We start from the raw sequence: 19,253 nt of genomic DNA, 5'->3' as shown, positions 1-19,253 counted from the left end.
TCACCCAATTCCCGACAATCCCTATGGTTGCACCCTTTAGGAAATACATGCATACTTATAATTGTTATATTATAACATATCATTTTAAGGACTATTATGCAGGTATTAAGCTCGCTCCGTTCCGCCAAACAGCGTCATCCTGACTGTAAAATTGTTCGCCGCCGTGGAAGAATCTATGTGATTTGTAAATCCAACCCGCGCTTTAAAGCCGTGCAGGGAGGAAAAAGCAAAAAAGGCTAAATAATTAACTTTCCTGCTAAGTAAGCACTTTCCTTGTGAGTGCTTACTAACTTATTTAGGTGGCTGGTATCTTCCGTTAACTGATTTCAGCCATATTCTATCTTGCCCATCATTCCGCTAATGCCTTGAATCAGCATAGAAACAGATTATCAATCATCTTTTATGTTAGTAATCACTAACTTTTTATCCCCACGTGACAGGAAAAATCGTCACTAAAACAGCTAACCGGGTGTTTCATCTGGAACAGGTTAATCCATAAAGAGTCCCTGATCCCTCAACAAATGCTCATTACCCCGCCGACGGGTAAACCCGCTGCGGTCAAAAAACTCCAGCACCTGAATAGCCAGCTTACGCCCAACGCCTAATCTATCGCGGAAGTCTGCGGCACAAGTGCTTCCCTGAGTGGCGTGCATGGTGCGAATCAAATCAGCAAACTGACGAATACGGCTGCTTAAATAGTAGCGATCGCGAACTACCGCAGTAACATGCCCCAATTGAGCCGCTTTACGCAGTACAGCTCTAACCTGCTGCTCATCCAACGCCAGCTCTTCGGCCAAATCTCGTACCCAGAATGGCTCATCACCAAACTTCGGCTCTAACTGTTGCCAAGCAACCTGCTCATCAGCGCTAAAGGCCAAGCTAAATTCCGGCAAATGTAGCCAGCCACGGCTATTGCTCAAGCGGCCATGGGCTAATAAGTTATCAATCAGGGCAAATACCAGCGCTTCTGGCTCCGTCGGCAGCGCCATGCGGCGTAACCGCGCGCGTCCAACGCCAAGTTGGTCGAGATGCTGTTGGTGGAAGTCATGCAAAATATCAATCAACTGCTGCTGAAAATCTTCCACCTTTTCCCGCTCCAGCGCGGTATCCCCCACCACAGTACAATCAGATTGGGCCAGTAGCGATTGAATACCACCATCGGTTAGCTGACGTGCCCAACCAAATTCACTAAGGGATAAACTTCCTTCTGTCAGTCTGAGTTTAAGCACCTGAGCATCATCAGGCATTTCACTCAACTGATGCAGCTTATGCAGATATTCCGCCTGGCGTTTACCGCGGCGCGGGGGCTGTAGTCGTAATACTCTGGCTCCGCCCAGCGTCTCACGTGCACTAATATCGCGCACAATAATTCGGTCATTTTCCGCCAGTAATAAAGGTTCATCCAGCACCAGCTCAACCAAAATATCGCTACCGATACTCACCGCACCATCCTGTAGCATGGAAACCCGGCCGGTAATGTGATTAACCGAATGGTGTAGATGAACCGATTGCCAGTGGCGTAGCGGCTTATCACAATGCAGTATTGCCAGTACCCGATCGCTGTTGTCGAGAGGCTCCTGTTGCAGTAACCAATCACCGCGGCTGACTTCCTGCTTACTGATATCACCGGTAATATTCAAGGCAATACGCTCACCGGCTCCCGCTTGCTCGGCAGGTTGGTTTTGTGCATGAATGCTTCTGACCCTAACCGGACGATTAGCGCCGGTCATCCATAAAGTATCACCCACCTTTACCTGACCGCTGAATGCGGTTCCGGTCACCACTAACCCGCTGCCTTTTATGGTAAAAGCCCGGTCAACCGCCAAACGAAAACGGTGCAGTGCTGATTGGGCATCTTCAGTGCGGTTGTGGTACAGAGTAATCAAATGCTCTCGCAACTCAGGAATACCGGTACCTTCCGGTGCCGCAGTGCTAAAGATTGGACAATCGTGCCAACCTTGGGCATCCAGTTCATCGAGAATTTGCTTCCTGACGCTGGTTACGCGTTCCGGTGTTACTCTATCCGCTTTAGTCAGGGCAACGGTGATCGCTGGAATACCGATCAGGCGTAAAATCGCCAAATGTTCGCGGGTCTGCGCCATGATGCCATCATCACAAGCCACAACCAGCAGAGCATGTTGTACACCGTCGACCCCTGCCAACATATTCGCTAAAAACTTTTCATGGCCGGGGACATCAATAAATCCTAAAACTTGTTCGTCAGATAACGGCAGATAAACGTAACCCAAATCAATGGTCATACCCCGGCGTTTTTCCTCCGGTAGGCGATCGGTACTTTCCGCCCCGGTTAACGCTTGTAATAAGGTAGATTTTCCGTGATCGACGTGGCCGGCGGTAGCAATAATCATGCTAACAACCCCTCCAGCAATGCATCCTGATCTTCAAGACAGCGTAAATCCAGCCACAGCTTTCCATCCTGAATTCGACCAATTACAGGCTTGGCTAGGCCGCGCCATTTTTCCGCCAGTGCCTCTAACGTCCGGCCACGGCCATCCATTGGTGCAAACGTCAGTGCATAGCTTGGTAAACGATCAACCGGTAGCGAACCACTGCCAATTTGAGATAAACATGGCTCTATCGACACCGCAAATTGTTCACCGTATCGCTGCTGCAATGGGGTAATCAGTTGGCTTGCCATGACCTGCATTTCTGATTTATCCCGGCTAAGCAGCCGTAGCGTAGGCAGAGAAGCGGCTAATCGATCCGGCTGTTGATAAAGGCGCAATGTGGCTTCTAATGCGGCCAATGTCAGCTTGCCAGCACGCAACGCACGTTTTAGTGGGTGACGTTGAATTTTCTCAATCCAATATTTAGAACCCAGAATAATCCCCGCTTGTGGACCACCCAATAGCTTATCGCCGGAAAACGTCACCAAGTCGACCCCTGAGGCAATCAGGTTTTGTGGCATCGGTTCCGCTGGCAGTCCGTATTGTTGTAGATCGATCAGAGAACCACTACCTAAGTCGGTCGCCACCGGCACACCTAACTCCCGCCCCAACGTCACTAAAGTTTCTTCATTAACGGCAGCGGTAAAACCCTCAATATGATAATTACTGGTATGTACTTTCATCAATAAACCAGTTTGTTCACTGACCGCATCCCGATAGTCGGCTAAATGCGTTCGATTAGTCGTACCGACTTCAACCAATTGACACCCGGCCTGACGCATCACATCCGGCACGCGGAAAGCTCCGCCAATCTCAACCAGCTCACCGCGAGAAACCACCACTTCTTTGCCCGCCGCTACCGCAGCCAACATCAGCATTACCGCTGCCGCATTGTTATTAACAATACAGGCGGCTTCTGCACCGGTTAATTCACATAGCAAGTCAGAAATAACATTATCCCGGTGGCCACGCCCGGCACCGTCTAAGTCATATTCCAGCGTGACCGCGTTTCTCATCACGCTGGCCACCTGCTCGATGGCAGCTTCAGCCAGTAAGGCGCGCCCTAAATTGGTGTGTAATACCGTACCGCTGAGATTAAAGACCGGCTGTAAGCCAGAACGCTGTCTTTGTGACAGGTCATTTTTCACCGCGGTAGCCCAATCCTGACACCATGCAGGTAATCGATTGTGTTGACCAATCTCCTGTCGCGCCTGCTGCTGTAAATTGCGCAGCGACTCTGCAACCAAATGCTGGCCGTATTCACACAGTAACCCATCCATTTCAGGCAGGTTAAGTAAGCGGTCAACAGCAGGAATCTGACTGTATAAGGACTGAGTTTGGTTATTCATAGTGGCAACCGATTAAAAATCAATGACGCTAATATATCGGCTCCTTGCCATAACGTGAAGTACAAGGTGTACCAGTACACAACTAACATCAACCAATAGGGTAAAAAAACGTAATTAAGGCTCAATTTAAAGCGGCCAATATATGTTTATCCGTAATCTGACCTAAGTTATTCCCACTTAATGCAGCGACCAAAATACAGATATCGATGAGATCGCCGAGCTCATCTCTCTCGCTCACCAAACAACATCGCCAAATGATTAACGTTAACCAACTCATTTAATCAACATTTTGCTGCTCGCCGTGTTGATATCCTATTTTCAATTCTACTCCAGTGCCCAGGAAATAACGGTTATAGAAAAGGTTTAAACAACAAACAAATTAAGACCAACAGTTATTAATTCAATTGTTATTATTTCAATTAATAACAAATATAGGATGCATCGATCGATAACAACCAATTGATAGGTTAAAGTGATTAAAATGATAGTTTCGATCGATTAAAACGATTTCCAATACGTGTGTATATTATTAATAATACAAAAACGCATTTGCAAAACAGATATTTTGTTTTAAACAAAATAAGCCCCACGCCAGAAGAACAGGGAATGATTCTATGGAAAGAATGCCTGATGAGTAGATATACAGATATCTACATGTCATTTTAATTGACATTCATTAACGGCAAAACACCTTTTTAAAAAAATCCCAAAACACTCTTTAACTAACTTTATCCTATATCATTTATCCATAAGGCTTTAAGCAGCTTTAAGTGATATTGATAAGGCTATAAAGCGGCACGAAATGTAAGCAAGACCATCAGTTTTTTTAAAACTGAGCATCAATCTAACTGTTAGATTTATTTTATCATGGAGATTTATTACGTGAACAAACTATTACTAGGCGTTATTATTAGCGGTTCATTATTCAGCGGATATGCATTAGCGAATACTGGCGAAGTCCAATTCATTGGTTCTGTCACTTCCGAGACCTGTGATATTGATACCGAAATCGGTGGACTGGTTAAATCCACCATCGATCTGGGTACTATGACTACCAGCGACACAAAAGGTAAAGAAGTTGCTTTCAGTTTAGTACCTCGTTCCGAAGAATGCCTGAAGAAAACCAGTGGTACCGTGGGCTGGCAGAGTGCTGGCTTTACTAATTCTGGGCTGGCAAATATGAAAGGAACTGCAGGCGGCGTATCTATTCTGTTAACCGCTGTTAACTCCAAAACACCAAACCAAACCGTGACTTATAATAGCCAAAATGTGGAGTTTGGTGATGGCGCTAAAGCTATCGGCAATATGGAATTTAAAGCGCAAATGGTTGCGACATCTGGCCAAACACTGACTGAGGGTACAGTGATCTCAAGCGCTACTTATGCGGTTGCATATAAATAATATATTTTTCCTCTTTTGGATTAAGGGCCTTCGAGGCCCTCTTAGGGATAATGGATAATATCAATGCACTTTAAATTATTTAAAATTTCCATATTATCCTTATTTATGACGTCGTTCTGTGCTTATTCCGCATTGAATACTGACTTCTTGCGTGGAGGAATGCAATCACAGGCCATCGATATATTTGATGAAAGTGTTAAATATCCTGCCGGACATTATATTGTCGAAGTGGTATTTAATCGCCGCTCCCTTGGAAGAAAAGAATTAATTATTCAATCTAGTGATAAAGAAACGCTTTGCTTGAATACAGAATGGATGAATGAATTACATTTACCGATTAACTATAAAGAATTTGGTAATTATTTTGACCCATTACGAAATTGTTACAATATAGGTAATTATCCAGGTTCAAAGGTTATTTTTAATAATGCCAAACAAATATTAACCTTCAGTGTTCCTCAGATCGCGCTGGATGAATCAAACCAGCAGCAATCCTGGGACTATGGTATTCCGGGAGCCAAACTCAATTATTCCGGCTATGTTTCTAAAACCAGTTCAGCTCAGACCCAAGTCTATGGCGATATCGATTCCTATATTAATATGGGGCGCTGGGTGACCTATGTACGCAGCAATTATTCAAAAGACTCGAGTTTTGATACCTCAGAAGCCACGGTATCGACCGCTATTCGGCCGATCCAAGGGAATTTTGTGGCTGGTAAGACATTAACCTCCACCACAACATTACCCAATTTTATGTTTTACGGTATTGCACTACGCTCTGAGAGCAGTATGCGCCCTTGGGAAATGCGCGGCTATGCCCCGGTGATTTCAGGGGTGGTCAATTCCAACGCTAAAATTACCATCTCGCAGAACGGCTATATTCTCAGCTCTCAAGTGGTGCCAGCGGGCGCTTATCAGCTCAACAATATTTCACCGGTGAGCAACGGCGATCTTACGGTCACGGTTGAAGAAGATAACGGCACAAAATCGGTGCGTCGCTATCCGGTCGCGACCTTACCTTCTTTACTACGCGCCAATGAATTAAATTATAACTTTGTAGTGGGAAAAAGAGAGATTGACGGAAAGCGTGAAAATAGCTTGTTTCAATTGGGTGCCGTCGATTATGGCTTCAAAAGCGTTACTGCTCATTCGGCATGGATCTTACATCAAAATTATCAAAGTGCCGCATTAGGCATCAGTAAAGATCTGGGGCAATTTGGCGCCATCTCTTTTCATACCAATTACGCTATCAGCAAGTTCCAGAAACAGACGTCTACGTCATCGAACTTTAAACAGTCGGGGATTAGCCATGTTGCTCAATATGCTAATTCATTGACCGATAACACCAACCTGCAACTGTTGGCTTACCGCTATACCGGTAAAGATTATGTCGATTTTGCTGATTTTAATCCTAATGCCCTTTACTACCGAAGCAACCGTAAAGAACGGTACGAAACGATTTTATCCCAAAATTTTGACAGTAGCTTCGTCAACCTATCAACCTGGATACAAACTTATCGTAACCATGTAAAAAATGAAATGGGAGCCAGCCTCTCCTATAACACCGCCCTCAAAGGCATGGATTTATCGATTTCTGGCGACTATCAGAAGCTTAATGATTACCATAAAGATAATTACATGATCTCAATCGGATTAAATATTCCGTTTAGTATTTTTGATAAGAATAACTTTTGGACTAACTCGGTTAATTATAACCGCATGAATAAAGCTAGTTTTAACTCGGGCGTGTCCGGCAATATTAATGATCACTTAAATTACAGTGTTAACACCAATAAAGACAAAGATGACTGGAGCAATTCTGCCTATTTAGGTATCAATCAAGATCTTATCAATACTGGCTTTGCTATTTCTCAAGGGCAGCATCAAACCTCGGGCTCGATGAACGCGTCAGGTAGCATCCTTGTCACCAAAGAAACCGGATTACTCTTAAGTAGCGTCAGACGCGATACTGTTGCGATAGCCAATATCGGTAATCTTGAGAATATTAAATTCAACGATTCCCCTCCTACCAATAGCAGGGGCAACACCATTATGGGGATCTCCCCTTATATGGTGAATAACCTAAAAATCGATACCGAAGAAGTGCCGGATAATATTGAATTATTAGATACCGTCTATAGCTTCGTTCCCACTGATAAAGCCATTGTTTATCGCGAATTTAAGTATTCCACTATTCATCGTTTTATTTTGCGTTTGAAAAAGGCGAATGGGGAGTTTGTTCCAGCCGGTAGTTCAGCGAGAACCGATAAAAACGCCTATGTGGGCTTTGTCTCTAACGGCGGGGTTTTATTACTTAATCTATTAAGCAAATTAGAAAAAATCACTGTGACATCCCCTAATGGAGAGCAGTGCATTTTAAATATCAGCAACGTTAAATCAAATGAGAATAAAATGATGGAGATTAAATGCAATGAATAAAGTGATATCGATTTTTATCCTACTGGTGTCGTCATTAGTGAGCTTTAATGCATCATCTGCATTTACGCTAAACGGCACCCGGTTTATTTATGATGAAGGTAGAAAAAATATATCAATAGAGATCGCCAACAGTAGTGAAAAAACCTACGGCGGCCAAGTTTGGGTTGATAATCTGAACGATCTCGATAACGTTTTCTTCGTCCCGGCACCGAATTTATTTAAAGTCAGCGGTGGAGAGAAGCAAATCATTCGTCTGCTGTACGTGAATGATATTTTGCCAAAAGATAAAGAGTCATTATTTTGGCTAAACGTGCAAGAAATTCCGCCGGTAGCCAGTGCTGATGAAAGCAACGTGCTGGCGGTGGCGTTAAATACTCAGGTGAAGCTAATCTATCGTCCGAAAGCCTTGGCTGCCGCCCGTGAAGATGCCGAGAAAAACCTGAAGCTTCGTGGTTCAGTATTAAAAAATCCGACCCCTTATTATTTTGCTATCACGCAAATTGCCCTCAATGGCAACCCAGTAAAGTTAGATAAAAAAACAGAACAAGACATTAGCCTGCTTGCCCCGTTTAGCGAAGTGACGTTACCGCGTGCATTATCCGGCAAAGTCTCCATTGAAGCCATTGATGATTATGGCGCTCGACGCACTTTTGATATTCAGTAAGGGCACACCAATGGTAAAAAAATCGCTCTATATTATGACCTTGTTATCGCTATTGTTATCCATTGATGCATGGGGGGCGAGATGTCGTAATTTGGTGGTGAACTATAACATCCCGACATCAATAGACATTACCAATAAAAAAGCTGGCGATCAGCTTTATTCTTTTGGCGTTCCTCAGGGCCCAATGTCGTTTTCAGGACAGTGTTTACGCGCTACCAGTGGTGCAGGTAATACCACGGGTAACTTTATCTATCTGGTCGATCAGTATCGCGGAGCCTCTACCGGCCTGTGTGCACGTGGTACGGTAAATAAGACGTCTACCGATGGCTATTTAAGATTCACCTCAACAGGCAGTTGCGGTGATACCTCTTGGCTATTACTGGCGGATTATCAAACCAGCGGCAGCGGATACACTAATTTTAAGGGGCCTGGCGGTAGCACCGACTCAGGCGTCCTGTATCTGGCAAAAAAAACACCACCGGGAAGAACCATAGTTAACCCAACGTTTATGCTAAAAAGAAACTTCTACTCACGAATTGGCGAAAACCAGGCAACGTTAACGAAAGAGTCGGTGGCTTTTACCGCCCCCACCTCAATTGTCTTAATCAATAACGTGTCCTGCAGCGTGTCCGTCAATGATGTGAGTTTTGGTAATCAAACAGCAAGTGCGCTTAAATCAAACACCATCGCTGATAAAAACATCAATATTGCCTTTACCTGCAACGGCGTATTACCCGCTTACACCTTAAGCTTTTCCGGCAAAGATGGCGTTAATAATGCGGCTAACGGCATTATTAAGGTCAAAGATAATACCTCCATTGGCTATCAGTTTAAGTGGGGGAATGCCACAGTGAAGCCGGTTAACAGCGCCGTGACTATCAATAACACCGCGATTGCGCCAAATACCAAACCCACAACCAATAATTTTACCGTCCCTATTTTGGTGAAACCGGTTCTGTTATCAGCATCCCCTATTCCAGGTAATGCCAATACCGCACTCACGATTAACGTCAAACTGAATTAACAGGAATTAGTTATGTTAAAGAAATTATCATGGATAACGATTGGACTTACTTTGTCTTTGCACGCTGGCGCAACCAGCTTTACCTCGAATGTCACAGGTGGAACCGTCACCTCTAATTTAAGTATGGTGGTTAAAGCGTCTTGCAGTGCTGAGGTGAATGATATTGCATTCGGCGATCAGTCTGCCGGTGATATTAAGAAAGGTACGGTAGTTGATAAAACGATGTCACTGGATATTGCCTGCGATACCACGCTGGCAAATTATACCGTTAGCTTTACGGCGGCCGACGGCGTAAACAATGCCACCAATGGCATCATTAGTACCAAAGCAAACAGCACCGTGGGTTATCAATTAAAGTGGGGCGATGATACGGTAAAAGCGGCTAATTCAGTTGTCACCATTGATGGGGTTGCGATTTCACCGACGAAAAAACCTACAACGGAGAGCTTTTCTATTCCCATCAAAGTGAAGCCTGTCGCATTGGGTACCATTGTTTCTCCTGGCGCAGCGAATACCGCCTTGAATATTAAACTAACCTTCAATTAGTTTAGGAACCGTTATGCTCAAGCATGTTTTGCTTTCCGGACTGCTGACCTTGTCTGCCTCACCATATGGTGGGGCGGCATCACACCCATTTTCCATGGCGAGCGGTGATGTTCAGTCCCAGTTTAGTCTCAACGTTACCATCGCCACCTGCCTGCCCGCCACCGTTGATAATGTCAACTTTGGCCCCGTCAATGCGCAAACGATCTTATCCGGTGAAGCTGAGGGCTATTCAACCTTATCCCTTGATTGCTCCGGCACCGTTAAACCACAGCGTGTTTCTCTGCAATTTGAACCGGCTAACCGGCATTTAACCATGGGTTCAATGGGCTATATTGCCTCAAAAAATACCACCCTCGGCTACTTGATGACATGGGAAGACGATCAAATCGGTACCACCGGCAGCGGCATTCCAATGAATCAAGAACTTTGGCTGCAAAAGCCTGAAGCTGCACTGATGAAAATGAAGTTTAAGATTAAACCGGTGGCACTACCAATAGGCAGTCAGTCCGTTGACCTCGGCAATGCCAATACCCATGTGGTAATAAAGATTAAATATATTTGATGGCGGAACATCCCATGAATAACAACATTTACGGCTATCTCATAATTGCTTTGCTCGGGCTATATTCCCCGTTTTCAGCCGCGGATGAAGCATTACCGGATACCACGCTGAGCATTTCATTAGACGTGGTCAACATTACCTGTGACGTCAATAATGGCGAAGGGTTTAATAAAACTGTCGATTTTAAAGTAATCAATGAAAGCACATTACTGGCAGGAAAACAGCCTGCGGTTAAAACACAGTTTATTGTCGACTGCCAAAAAAGTGGAGTGATACCTAAAAATATAGACGTGACATTTAAACCAGGCAGTCAAGGTGCATTAAATAATGGTACTGGAGGGGAGTTAAAAACCAACTTATTCGGCGTGGGAATTCAATTAACTTGGCCAGACGGCACACAGGTTGATTTATCCGGAAAAAACAAGCAATTTACCGCTAATAATAATCAGTTTGATATTAGTTTTTTTGCCAAACCCTATGCTCAGGCACAAAGCGTTGAAAAAGGATCAATGAAAAGTAGCGTTATTATCAACTTACTTTATAAATAGCAACATAATAGCCATTAATTTATATAGTACCGGCTATATTCTTTAACCAGAAAGTGGCCGTAGCTGATTATCCATCACGACCATAAAAATGATTGAAATAGATTTAAAGAATTAATGAATTAATATCATATGTAATTAATATCCCTCTTATTATTCCCACCACGAACAACAATAGAATATAACGATCGATAGATATCAATCGATAGTTATTACAAATCAAAAATAAAGATTCGATCGATTAAAACGATTTCCCATGCCTGTACTTATTAATTAATAATAGAAAAACACGAAAGATATTTAGATTTAAATAAAACAACACCCACGCTAGAAAACAGGAAATTATTCTATGGAAAGAATGCCTAATAAATACCGATGGTATTATTCATAATAGCCTATATTCATTAGCAGTAGAACACCCTTTTACTATTACCCCTACACCCTTTTAATTAAGTTTAACCTATATCGCCTATCATAAGGCTTTTAGCCCTTTCAGTGATATTAGTAAGGTTATAAATCTGAACGATATGTAGCACCTGATATTAGTTTTTTAAACTAATCATCAATCTAATTTTTATATTTACTTTATTATGGAGAATTATTACATGAATAAACTATTACTTGGCATTATTATTAGCGGATCATTATTCAGTGGATATGCGTCAGCGAATACTGGCGAAGTCCAATTCATTGGTGCCGTCACTTCCGAGACCTGTGATATTGATACCGAAATCGATGGACTGGTTAAATCCACTATCAACTTAAAAAGCATGAAACCAACCGACAAAAAGGGTGAAGAAGTTGAATTCAGCTTAGTGCCTCGTACTGAAGAATGCCTGAAAAAAACCAGTGGTACTGTGGGTTGGCAGAGTGCTGGCTTTACTAACTCCGGGTTGGCGAATATGAAAGGAACGGCAGGTGGCGTATCTATTCTGTTAACTGCTGTTAACTCTAAAACACCAAATCAAACCGTGACTTACAATAACCAAAATATAGAGTTTGGTGATGGCACTAACGCTATCGGCAATATGGAATTTAAAGCACAAATGGTCGCCACCTCTGGCCAAACCGTTACTGAAGGTACGGTTATCTCGACAGCAACTTATGCGGTTGCATACAAGTAATATATTTCTCTTAATATTTTTACTCTTTTGGATTAAGGGCCTTCGTGGCCCTCTTAGGGATATGGATACAGATATGGATAATATCAATTACTTTAAATTATTTAGGGCTTCCATATTATCCTTATTAGTAACGTCATTCTGTGCTCATTCAGAGCTAAATACCGACTTCTTACGTGGGGAAATCCCTACACAAGCCATCGACATATTTGATGACAATGTAAAATATCCCGCCGGTCATTATATTATCGAAGTAGTATTTAACCGTCATGCTCTTGGCAGAAAAGAACTCATTATTTCATCCAGTGATAAAGAAACCCTTTGTCTGAATAAAGATTGGATGACTGAATTGCATTTACCGGTTGACTATAAATCATTCGGTGATTATTTCGACCCTATTCGCAACTGTTATAATATTGGTGCCTATCCCGGCGCAAAGGTTATCTTTAATCACGCTAAACAAACATTAACTTTCAGTGTCCCTCAAATAGCGTTGGATGAATCCAACCAGCAGCAATCCTGGGACTACGGTATTCCGGGGGCTAAACTCAATTATTCCGGCTATGTCTCCAAAACCAACTCAGCTCAAGCTCAGGTGTATGGCGATATCGATTCCTATATCAATATGGGGCGCTGGGTAACCTATGTGCGCAGCAGCTATTCAAGAGACTCGGGTTTTGAAACTTCAGAAGCGACGGTATCGACCGCCATCAGACCGCTTCAGGGGAACTTTGTCGCGGGTAAGGCATTAACCTCTACCACAACCCTGCCCAATTTTATGTTTTATGGTATGGCGCTACGTTCTGAAAGCAGCATGCGCCCTTGGGAAATGCGCGGCTATGCCCCGATCATTTCAGGGGTGGTCAATTCCAACGCCAAAATTACCATCTCGCAAAACGGCTATATTCTCAGCTCGCAGGTGGTACCGGCGGGTGCCTATCAGCTCAACAATATTGCACCGGTTAGTAACGGCGATCTGACCGTCACGGTTGAAGAAGATAATGGGGCAAAATCCGTACGTCGCTATCCGGTCGCCACGCTCTCTTCTTTACTGCGCGCCAATGAATTTAATTATAATCTGGTGGTAGGGAAAAAAGAGATTGACGGAAAGCGTGACAATCACTTATTCCAACTGGGTGCAGTGGATTATGGATTTAAAAACGTTACCGTTCATTCAGCCTGGATTTTACATCAAAATTACCAAAGTGCCGCCTTAGGCCTAAGTAAAGATCTGGGGAAATACGGCGCCATCTCCCTGTATACGCATGCCGCTATCAGCAAGTTTCAGAAACAGACCCCCACATCAAAGAATTTTAAGCAGACCGGTTTTAGTCACGTTGCTCAATACGCTAATTCATTGACTGATAATACCAACCTGCAACTGTTAGCTTATCGCTATACCGGTAAAGATTATGTCGATTTCGCCGATTATAATCCTAACGCGCTTTATTATCGGAGCAACCGTAAAGAACGGTACGAAACAACATTATCTCAAAACTTTGACAATAGCTTCGTCAGCCTGTCCGGCTGGATACAAACTTATCGTAACAGCGTCAGAAATGAAATGGGCGCCAGCCTCTCCTATAACACCGCCTTCAAAGGGGTGGATTTATCGATTTCTGGCGACTATCAGAAGCTCAATGATTATCAACGTGATAATTATATGGTGTCGATCGGATTAAATATCCCGTTTAGTATTTTTGATAAGAACCAGTTTTGGACTAACTCGGTTAATTATAGCCGCACCAATAAAGCCAGCTTTAACTCGGGCGTGTCCGGCAATATTAATGACCAATTAAACTACAGCGTTAACACCAATAAAGATAAAGATGACTGGAGCAATTCTGCCTATTTAGGGATCGACCAGCACCTTATCAATACCGGTTTTGCTATTTCGAAAAGTAAGCATCAGACCTCAGGCTCATTGAATGCGTCAGGTAGCCTGATCGCCACCAAACAAACCGGATTATTATTCAGTAGCGTCAGACGCGATACCGTTGCAATAGCGAATATCGACAATCTGGAAAATATCAAATTTAATGATTCGCCACCCACCAATAGCAGGGGCAACACCATTATGGGTGTCGCACCTTATATGGTGAATAACCTAAAAATCGATACCGAAGAGGTGCCGGATAATATTGAATTACTGGATACCGTCTATAGCTTCGTGCCTACCGATAAATCCATTGTTTATCGCGACTTTAAATATTCAGCCATTCACCGTTTTATTTTACGTCTGAAAAAGGCCAATGGAGAATTTGTTCCTGCCGGTAGTTCGGCCAGAACCGCTAACAATGCTTATGTCGGCTTTGTCTCTAACGGTGGCGTGTTACTACTTAATTTAGTGGATAAATTGGAAAAAATCACCGTGACATCCCCTGATGGAGAGCTATGTACTTTAAATATCGACAATATTAAATCAAATGAGAATAAAATTATGGAGATTAGATGTAATGAATAAGGCGATATCGATTTTTATCCTACTGGCCTCATCATTGGTGAGCTTTAATGCATTTTCTGCATTTACCCTCAATGGCACCCGGTTTATTTATGATGAAGGCAGAAAGAATATCTCTATTGAAATTACCAACAATAGTGACAAAACCTACGGAGGCCAAGTTTGGGTTGAAAATCCGAGCGATCTCAATAACGTTTTCTTCGTCCCGGCACCAAATTTATTTAAAGTCAGCGGTGGAGAGAAACAACTTATTCGCCTGCTGTACGTCAATGATATTTTGCCAAAAGACAAAGAATCCGTATTTTGGTTAAACGTACAAGAAATTCCACCGGTAGCCAGTGCTGATGAAAGTAACGTGTTAGCGGTGGCGCTCAATACGCAGGTAAAACTGATCTATCGTCCGAAAGCCTTGGCTGCCGCCCGTGAAGAGGCCGAGAAAAACCTGACTTATCGTGGCTCAGTATTAAAAAACCCGACGCCTTATTATTTTGCTATCACGCAAATCGCCATCAATGGCACCCCGTTAAAGTTAGATAAAAATACAGAACAACAGATCAGTTTGCTGGCCCCATTTAGCGAAGTGAAATTACCGCGAGCGTTATCCGGCAAGGTCTCGATTGAAGCTATTGATGATTACGGTGGCCGACGTACTTTTGATATTCAGTGAGGAATATTGATGAAAAAATCACTTTATATTATTAGCTTATTATCGCTCTTGTTATCCGTTGATGCATGGGGAGCCAGATGTCGTAATTTGGTGGTGAAATATAACATTCCGGCATCAATAGACGTTACCAATAAAGCGGTCGGCGCTCAGCTTTATTCCTTTGGTGCGCCTACCAATATTATTTCGTTTTCAGGGCAATGCTTGCGTGGGGCAAATACCAACGGTCAATTTATCTATCTGGTTGATCAATATGGTGCAACATCGGGCGGCACATGTCCACGCGGTAAAGTAGATAAGACGTCTACTGATGGCTATCTAAAATTCACCTCAACAGGCAGCTGTGGCAATACCTCCTGGTTATTACTGGCAGACTATAAAACCAGCGGTAGTGGATACACTAATTTTGCAGGTCCGGGCGGTAGCACTGACTCCGGGGTTATGTATCTGGCCAAAAAACCACCGCCGGGAAAAACCACGGTTAACCCGACGTTTATGCTAAAAAGAAATTTTTACTCACGAATTGGTGAAAGCCGACCAACGTTAATGAAAGAGTCGGTGTCATTTACCGCACCCACCTCAATTGTCTTAATCAATAAGGTGTCCTGTGGCGTATCCGTCAATGATGTGAGTTTTGGTAATCAAACGGCAACGGCGCTTAAAACAAACACTATCGCGGATAAAACCATCAATATTGCCTTTACCTGCAATAACCGCTTGCCGACCTATACCTTAAGCTTTGCCGGCAAGGACGGTGTTAATAATGCCGCTAACGGCATTATTAAGGTCAAAGATAACGCTTCAATTGGCTATCAGTTTAAGTGGGGTAATGGGGTGGTGAAACCCACTAATAGTGCAGTTACCATCAATGGTGCTGCGATCACGCCGAATACCAAACCCACCGCCAATAATTTTACCGTACCTATTTTGGTAAAGCCGGTGTTGTTATCAACCTCACCGACTCCAGGCAGTGCCAATACCGCACTCACCATTAACGTCAAACTCAATTAAATTAAAAGGAATTACTTATGTTAAAGAAATTATCATTGATAACGATTGGACTATCTTTGTCTTTTCACGCTGGCGCCACCAGCTTTACGTCGAATGTCACGGGTGGAACCGTCACCTCTAATTTAACTATGATGGTGAAAGCCTCCTGTAGTGCTACGGTGGGTAATGTAGCATTCGGCGATCAGGCAGCAGGCGCGATTAAAGCTGGGACGGTGGCAGATAAAAACATGTCACTGGATATTGCCTGTGATACCACGATGGCAAACTATACCGTTAGCTTTACGGCGGCCGACGGTATAAGCGATGCAGCTAAAGGCATCATTAAGACCAAAGCGAACAGCACCGTGGGTTATCAATTAAAGTGGGGCGACGATACCGTGAAAGCAAAAGACTCGGTGGTCACCGTTGGCGGAGCAGCGATTGCACCGGCGAAGAAACCTACTGCGGCCAGCTTTTCCATTCCAATTAAAGTCAAGCCCGTCGCATTAGGTACCGTTGTTTCACCCGGCGCCGCGAATACCTCAGTAAATATTAAACTAACCTTCAATTAGTTTAGGAGCCGCTATGCTCAAGCATGTTTTGCTTTATGGGCTGCTGATCTTTTCTGCCTCATCGTACGGTGAGGCAACATCACCGACCTTTTCAGTAACCGGTGGTGATGTTCAGTCCCAATTTAGTCTCAACGTTACCATCGCCACTTGCCTGCCCGCCACCGTTGATAATGTGACCTTTGGCTCAGTCGATGCCAAAACGATATTATCCGGAGAGGTTGAAGGGGAGTCGACCTTATCCCTTGACTGTTCAGGCACCATTAAACCACAGCGTGTTTCTCTCAAGTTTGAACCGGCCAACCCGCATTTAACCATGGGCTCAACGGGATATATTGCCTCAAAAAATACCTCCCTCGGCTATTTGATGACATGGGCTGATAATAAAGTTGGCACCATTGGCAGCGGCATTCCAATGAACCAAGAATTGTGGGTGGATAAACCTGAAGCGACGCTGATGAAAATGAAGTTTAAGATTAAACCGGTGGCATTACCGATAGGCAGTCAGTCCGTTACCCTCGGCAATGCCAACACCCATGTGATAATAAAAATCAAGTACATATGATGGCGGAACAGGCTATGAATAAGAACATTTACGGCTATCTGATTATCGCTTGGTTCGGCTGGTATTCTCCGTTTGTGGCTGCGGATACGGATGCATATGAAACATTACCGGATACCAAACTGAGTATTTCATTAGAGGTGGTTAACATTACCTGTGACATCAATGACGGCGAAGGGTTGGATAAAATTGTCGATTTTAAAGTGATCAATGAAAAGACATTACTGGCAGGAAAACAGCCGGCGGTTAAAGCGCAATTTATTGTGGATTGCCGAAAAAGCGGCGTGATGCCTAAAAATATAGACGTTAAACTTAAACCCGGTAGCCAAGGCGCATTAAATAATGGTACCGGAGGCGAGTTGCAAACCAACTTATCCGGCGTAGGCATTAATTTATCATGGCCAGACGGCACACCGGTTGATTTATCTGGAAAAAACAAGCGGTTTACCGCTAATAACAATCAGTTTGATATTAGTTTCTACGCTAAACCCTATGCTCAAGGACAAAGCGTTGAAAAAGGCATCATGAAAAGCAGCGTTATCATCGATATGCTTTATAAGTAGTCCGCTTTCGTTATCTCCGCCTTCAACATCCTTCTAGCGGAAAATGGTCGGCTATCTAAGTCGACCAATTTTCCTCCCTACCCGCTGTTATCACTTATGCAACAACTCCACCACCCACTCCCGATCGTATTCACAAAAAATCCCTATCTAACAAATTAAGTCACACCGAGCACGGTATCACAGCGCCATATAATGAATGTTGAACCACTCATTCAACTAACATATTTGATGCACTCACCGTGGTGATATTTTATTTTTAATGCTGACCTATGCCCCCAAAAAATAACCGCCATAACCGTGATATCAGCTGATGAATTAATTAAGCCAGCTGGAATTAATAGGATTCTTATTATTAACATATCGAACAATAATAGGATATAACGATCAATAAAGATCAATTGATAGATATTGCAAATCAAACATAAAGATTCGATCGTTTAAAACGATTTCCCATGCCTGTACTTATTCATTAATAATAGAAAAACACGAAAGACATTCAGATTTAAATAAAACAATCCCACGATTGAAAGCAGGAAATTATTCTATGGACAGAATACTTAATAATTACCGACGGTAATATTCATCATAATCGATATTCATTAACGGTAGAACATCTTTTTATTATCACCCCTATACCTTTAACTTGAGTTTAATTTATATCGTCTATCTATAAAGCCTTAAGCCACTTTAGGTGATATTGATAAGGTTATAAACCAAAGCAACATATAAGCAGTCATTATTATTTTTTAACCGATCATCAACCTGACTTGTATATTTATTTTACTATGGAGAGTTATTACATGAAAAAACTATTACCTGCAATTATTATTAGTTCATTATTCAGCGGATATGCATTAGCCGATGCTGAGGAGACTGGCAGTGATACCAATACTGGTCAAGTCCTATTCAGTGGTACCGTTACTTCCGAAACCTGTATTATTGATGTTGAAGTTGATGGATTAAGGAACGATACTGTCGACTTAAAAAGCATGAAACCAACCGCCACAAAGGGTATAGCAGTTAACTTCAGCTTAGTGCCTCGTACGGAAGAATGCCTGAACCAAACCAGTGCTCAAGTGGGCTGGCAGAGTGCTGGCCTGACTAATTCAGGGCTGAAAAATATGAACGGAACTGCAAAGGGCGTATCTATTCTGTTGACCGCCATTAACTCCACAACACCAAATCAAGACGTGACTATCAAGCAGCAAACTATAGATTTTGGTGATGGCACTAACGCTATCCGTAATATGAATTTTAAAGCACAAATGGTCGCCACAGAAGGCGAAACCGTCACTAAAGGTTCCGTTCTCGCCACGGCGACTTATTCGATTTCATACATATAATATTTTACTCTTAATATTTTTACTCTTTTGGATTAAGGGCCT

Annotated in this window: 18 protein-coding genes; 16 read left to right on the top strand and 2 right to left on the bottom strand. The window is 43.1% G+C overall.

Annotated features, from left to right (window positions below):
- Nucleotides 1–96 precede the first annotated feature (96 nt).
- Nucleotides 97–240 (top strand): type B 50S ribosomal protein L36, encoded by a 144-nt coding sequence (ykgO, locus tag BMZ28_RS13750; RefSeq protein WP_047782296.1) that lies wholly within the window; start codon nt 97–99, stop codon nt 238–240.
- Between the two features lie 248 nt (nt 241–488).
- Here the strand turns inward: ykgO and selB are convergent, their stop codons facing one another.
- Together selB and selA are read right to left on the bottom strand one after the other, a co-directional pair.
- The gene (gene selB, locus BMZ28_RS13745) at nt 489–2,369 is read right to left on the bottom strand and encodes a selenocysteine-specific translation elongation factor (protein WP_074824070.1); all 1,881 of its coding nucleotides are present in this window, start codon (nt 2,367–2,369) and stop codon (nt 489–491) included.
- Nucleotides 2,366–3,757, bottom strand: coding sequence for an L-seryl-tRNA(Sec) selenium transferase (gene selA, locus BMZ28_RS13740; protein WP_074824067.1), 1,392 nt, complete (start codon nt 3,755–3,757; stop codon nt 2,366–2,368). The genes selB and selA overlap by 4 nt, the downstream gene beginning before the upstream one ends.
- 882 nt (nt 3,758–4,639) lie before the next feature.
- On the opposite strand from selA, the gene BMZ28_RS13735 reads away from it, so the two are divergent.
- The 15 genes from BMZ28_RS13735 to BMZ28_RS13665 all read left to right on the top strand — a co-directional run bounded on the left by BMZ28_RS13735 (nt 4,640) and on the right by BMZ28_RS13665 (nt 19,211).
- A complete protein-coding gene (locus BMZ28_RS13735; protein WP_074824064.1) occupies nt 4,640–5,158 on the top strand; it encodes a fimbrial protein in 519 nt (172 codons plus the stop codon).
- A 63-nt stretch (nt 5,159–5,221) separates the two neighbouring features.
- On the top strand, nt 5,222–7,597 hold the full coding sequence (gene pefC / locus BMZ28_RS13730) for a PefC/AfrB family outer membrane usher protein (protein ID WP_074824061.1): 2,376 nt from the start codon (nt 5,222–5,224) through the stop codon (nt 7,595–7,597).
- Complete coding sequence (locus tag BMZ28_RS13725; RefSeq protein WP_074824057.1) at nt 7,590–8,261, top strand: fimbrial chaperone; 672 nt, start codon at nt 7,590–7,592, stop codon at nt 8,259–8,261. Before pefC (BMZ28_RS13730) ends, BMZ28_RS13725 begins: the two co-directional genes overlap by 8 nt.
- Before the next feature lie 10 nt (nt 8,262–8,271).
- Entirely contained in the window at nt 8,272–9,285 is a 1,014-nt protein-coding gene (locus tag BMZ28_RS13720) for a fimbrial protein (protein ID WP_074824054.1), read from the top strand.
- A gap of 12 nt (nt 9,286–9,297) precedes the next feature.
- Nucleotides 9,298–9,831: a spore coat protein U domain-containing protein gene (locus BMZ28_RS13715; RefSeq protein ID WP_074824052.1), complete on the top strand. Its 534-nt coding sequence runs from the start codon at nt 9,298–9,300 to the stop codon at nt 9,829–9,831.
- Nucleotides 9,832–9,844: 13 nt separating this feature from the next.
- Nucleotides 9,845–10,393 carry a type 1 fimbrial protein gene (locus BMZ28_RS13710; RefSeq protein WP_074824049.1) on the top strand — a complete coding sequence of 183 codons (549 nt, stop codon included), beginning with the start codon at nt 9,845–9,847 and terminating at the stop codon, nt 10,391–10,393.
- A 14-nt stretch (nt 10,394–10,407) separates the two neighbouring features.
- Entirely contained in the window at nt 10,408–10,941 is a 534-nt protein-coding gene (locus BMZ28_RS13705) for a fimbrial protein (RefSeq protein ID WP_074824139.1), read from the top strand.
- Between the two features lie 602 nt (nt 10,942–11,543).
- On the top strand, nt 11,544–12,062 hold the full coding sequence (locus BMZ28_RS13700; RefSeq protein WP_074824045.1) for a fimbrial protein: 519 nt from the start codon (nt 11,544–11,546) through the stop codon (nt 12,060–12,062).
- A 73-nt stretch (nt 12,063–12,135) separates the two neighbouring features.
- Entirely contained in the window at nt 12,136–14,523 is a 2,388-nt protein-coding gene (pefC, locus tag BMZ28_RS13695; RefSeq protein ID WP_074824041.1) for a PefC/AfrB family outer membrane usher protein, read from the top strand.
- A complete protein-coding gene (locus BMZ28_RS13690) occupies nt 14,516–15,187 on the top strand; it encodes a fimbrial chaperone (RefSeq protein WP_074824033.1) in 672 nt (223 codons plus the stop codon). The genes pefC (BMZ28_RS13695) and BMZ28_RS13690 overlap by 8 nt, the downstream gene beginning before the upstream one ends.
- A 9-nt stretch (nt 15,188–15,196) precedes the next feature.
- Entirely contained in the window at nt 15,197–16,195 is a 999-nt protein-coding gene (locus BMZ28_RS13685; protein ID WP_074824027.1) for a fimbrial protein, read from the top strand.
- Nucleotides 16,196–16,212: 17 nt separating this feature from the next.
- Nucleotides 16,213–16,746 carry a spore coat protein U domain-containing protein gene (locus BMZ28_RS13680; protein WP_074824023.1) on the top strand — a complete coding sequence of 178 codons (534 nt, stop codon included), beginning with the start codon at nt 16,213–16,215 and terminating at the stop codon, nt 16,744–16,746.
- Nucleotides 16,747–16,759: 13 nt separating this feature from the next.
- Complete coding sequence (locus tag BMZ28_RS13675; protein ID WP_074824020.1) at nt 16,760–17,308, top strand: type 1 fimbrial protein; 549 nt, start codon at nt 16,760–16,762, stop codon at nt 17,306–17,308.
- Between the two features lie 14 nt (nt 17,309–17,322).
- A complete protein-coding gene (locus BMZ28_RS13670) occupies nt 17,323–17,868 on the top strand; it encodes a fimbrial protein (RefSeq protein WP_074824136.1) in 546 nt (181 codons plus the stop codon).
- Nucleotides 17,869–18,668: 800 nt separating this feature from the next.
- The gene (locus BMZ28_RS13665) at nt 18,669–19,211 is read left to right on the top strand and encodes a fimbrial protein (RefSeq protein ID WP_074824017.1); all 543 of its coding nucleotides are present in this window, start codon (nt 18,669–18,671) and stop codon (nt 19,209–19,211) included.
- The last annotated feature ends 42 nt before the right edge of the window (nt 19,212–19,253 follow it).

The sequence above is a fragment of the Pragia fontium DSM 5563 = ATCC 49100 genome, from assembly GCF_900112475.1.
Taxonomy (GTDB): Bacteria; Pseudomonadota; Gammaproteobacteria; order Enterobacterales; family Enterobacteriaceae; genus Pragia; species Pragia fontium.
The sequence above is the reverse complement of the archived record's forward strand: the minus strand, read 5'-3'. Positions and strand labels throughout refer to the sequence as shown.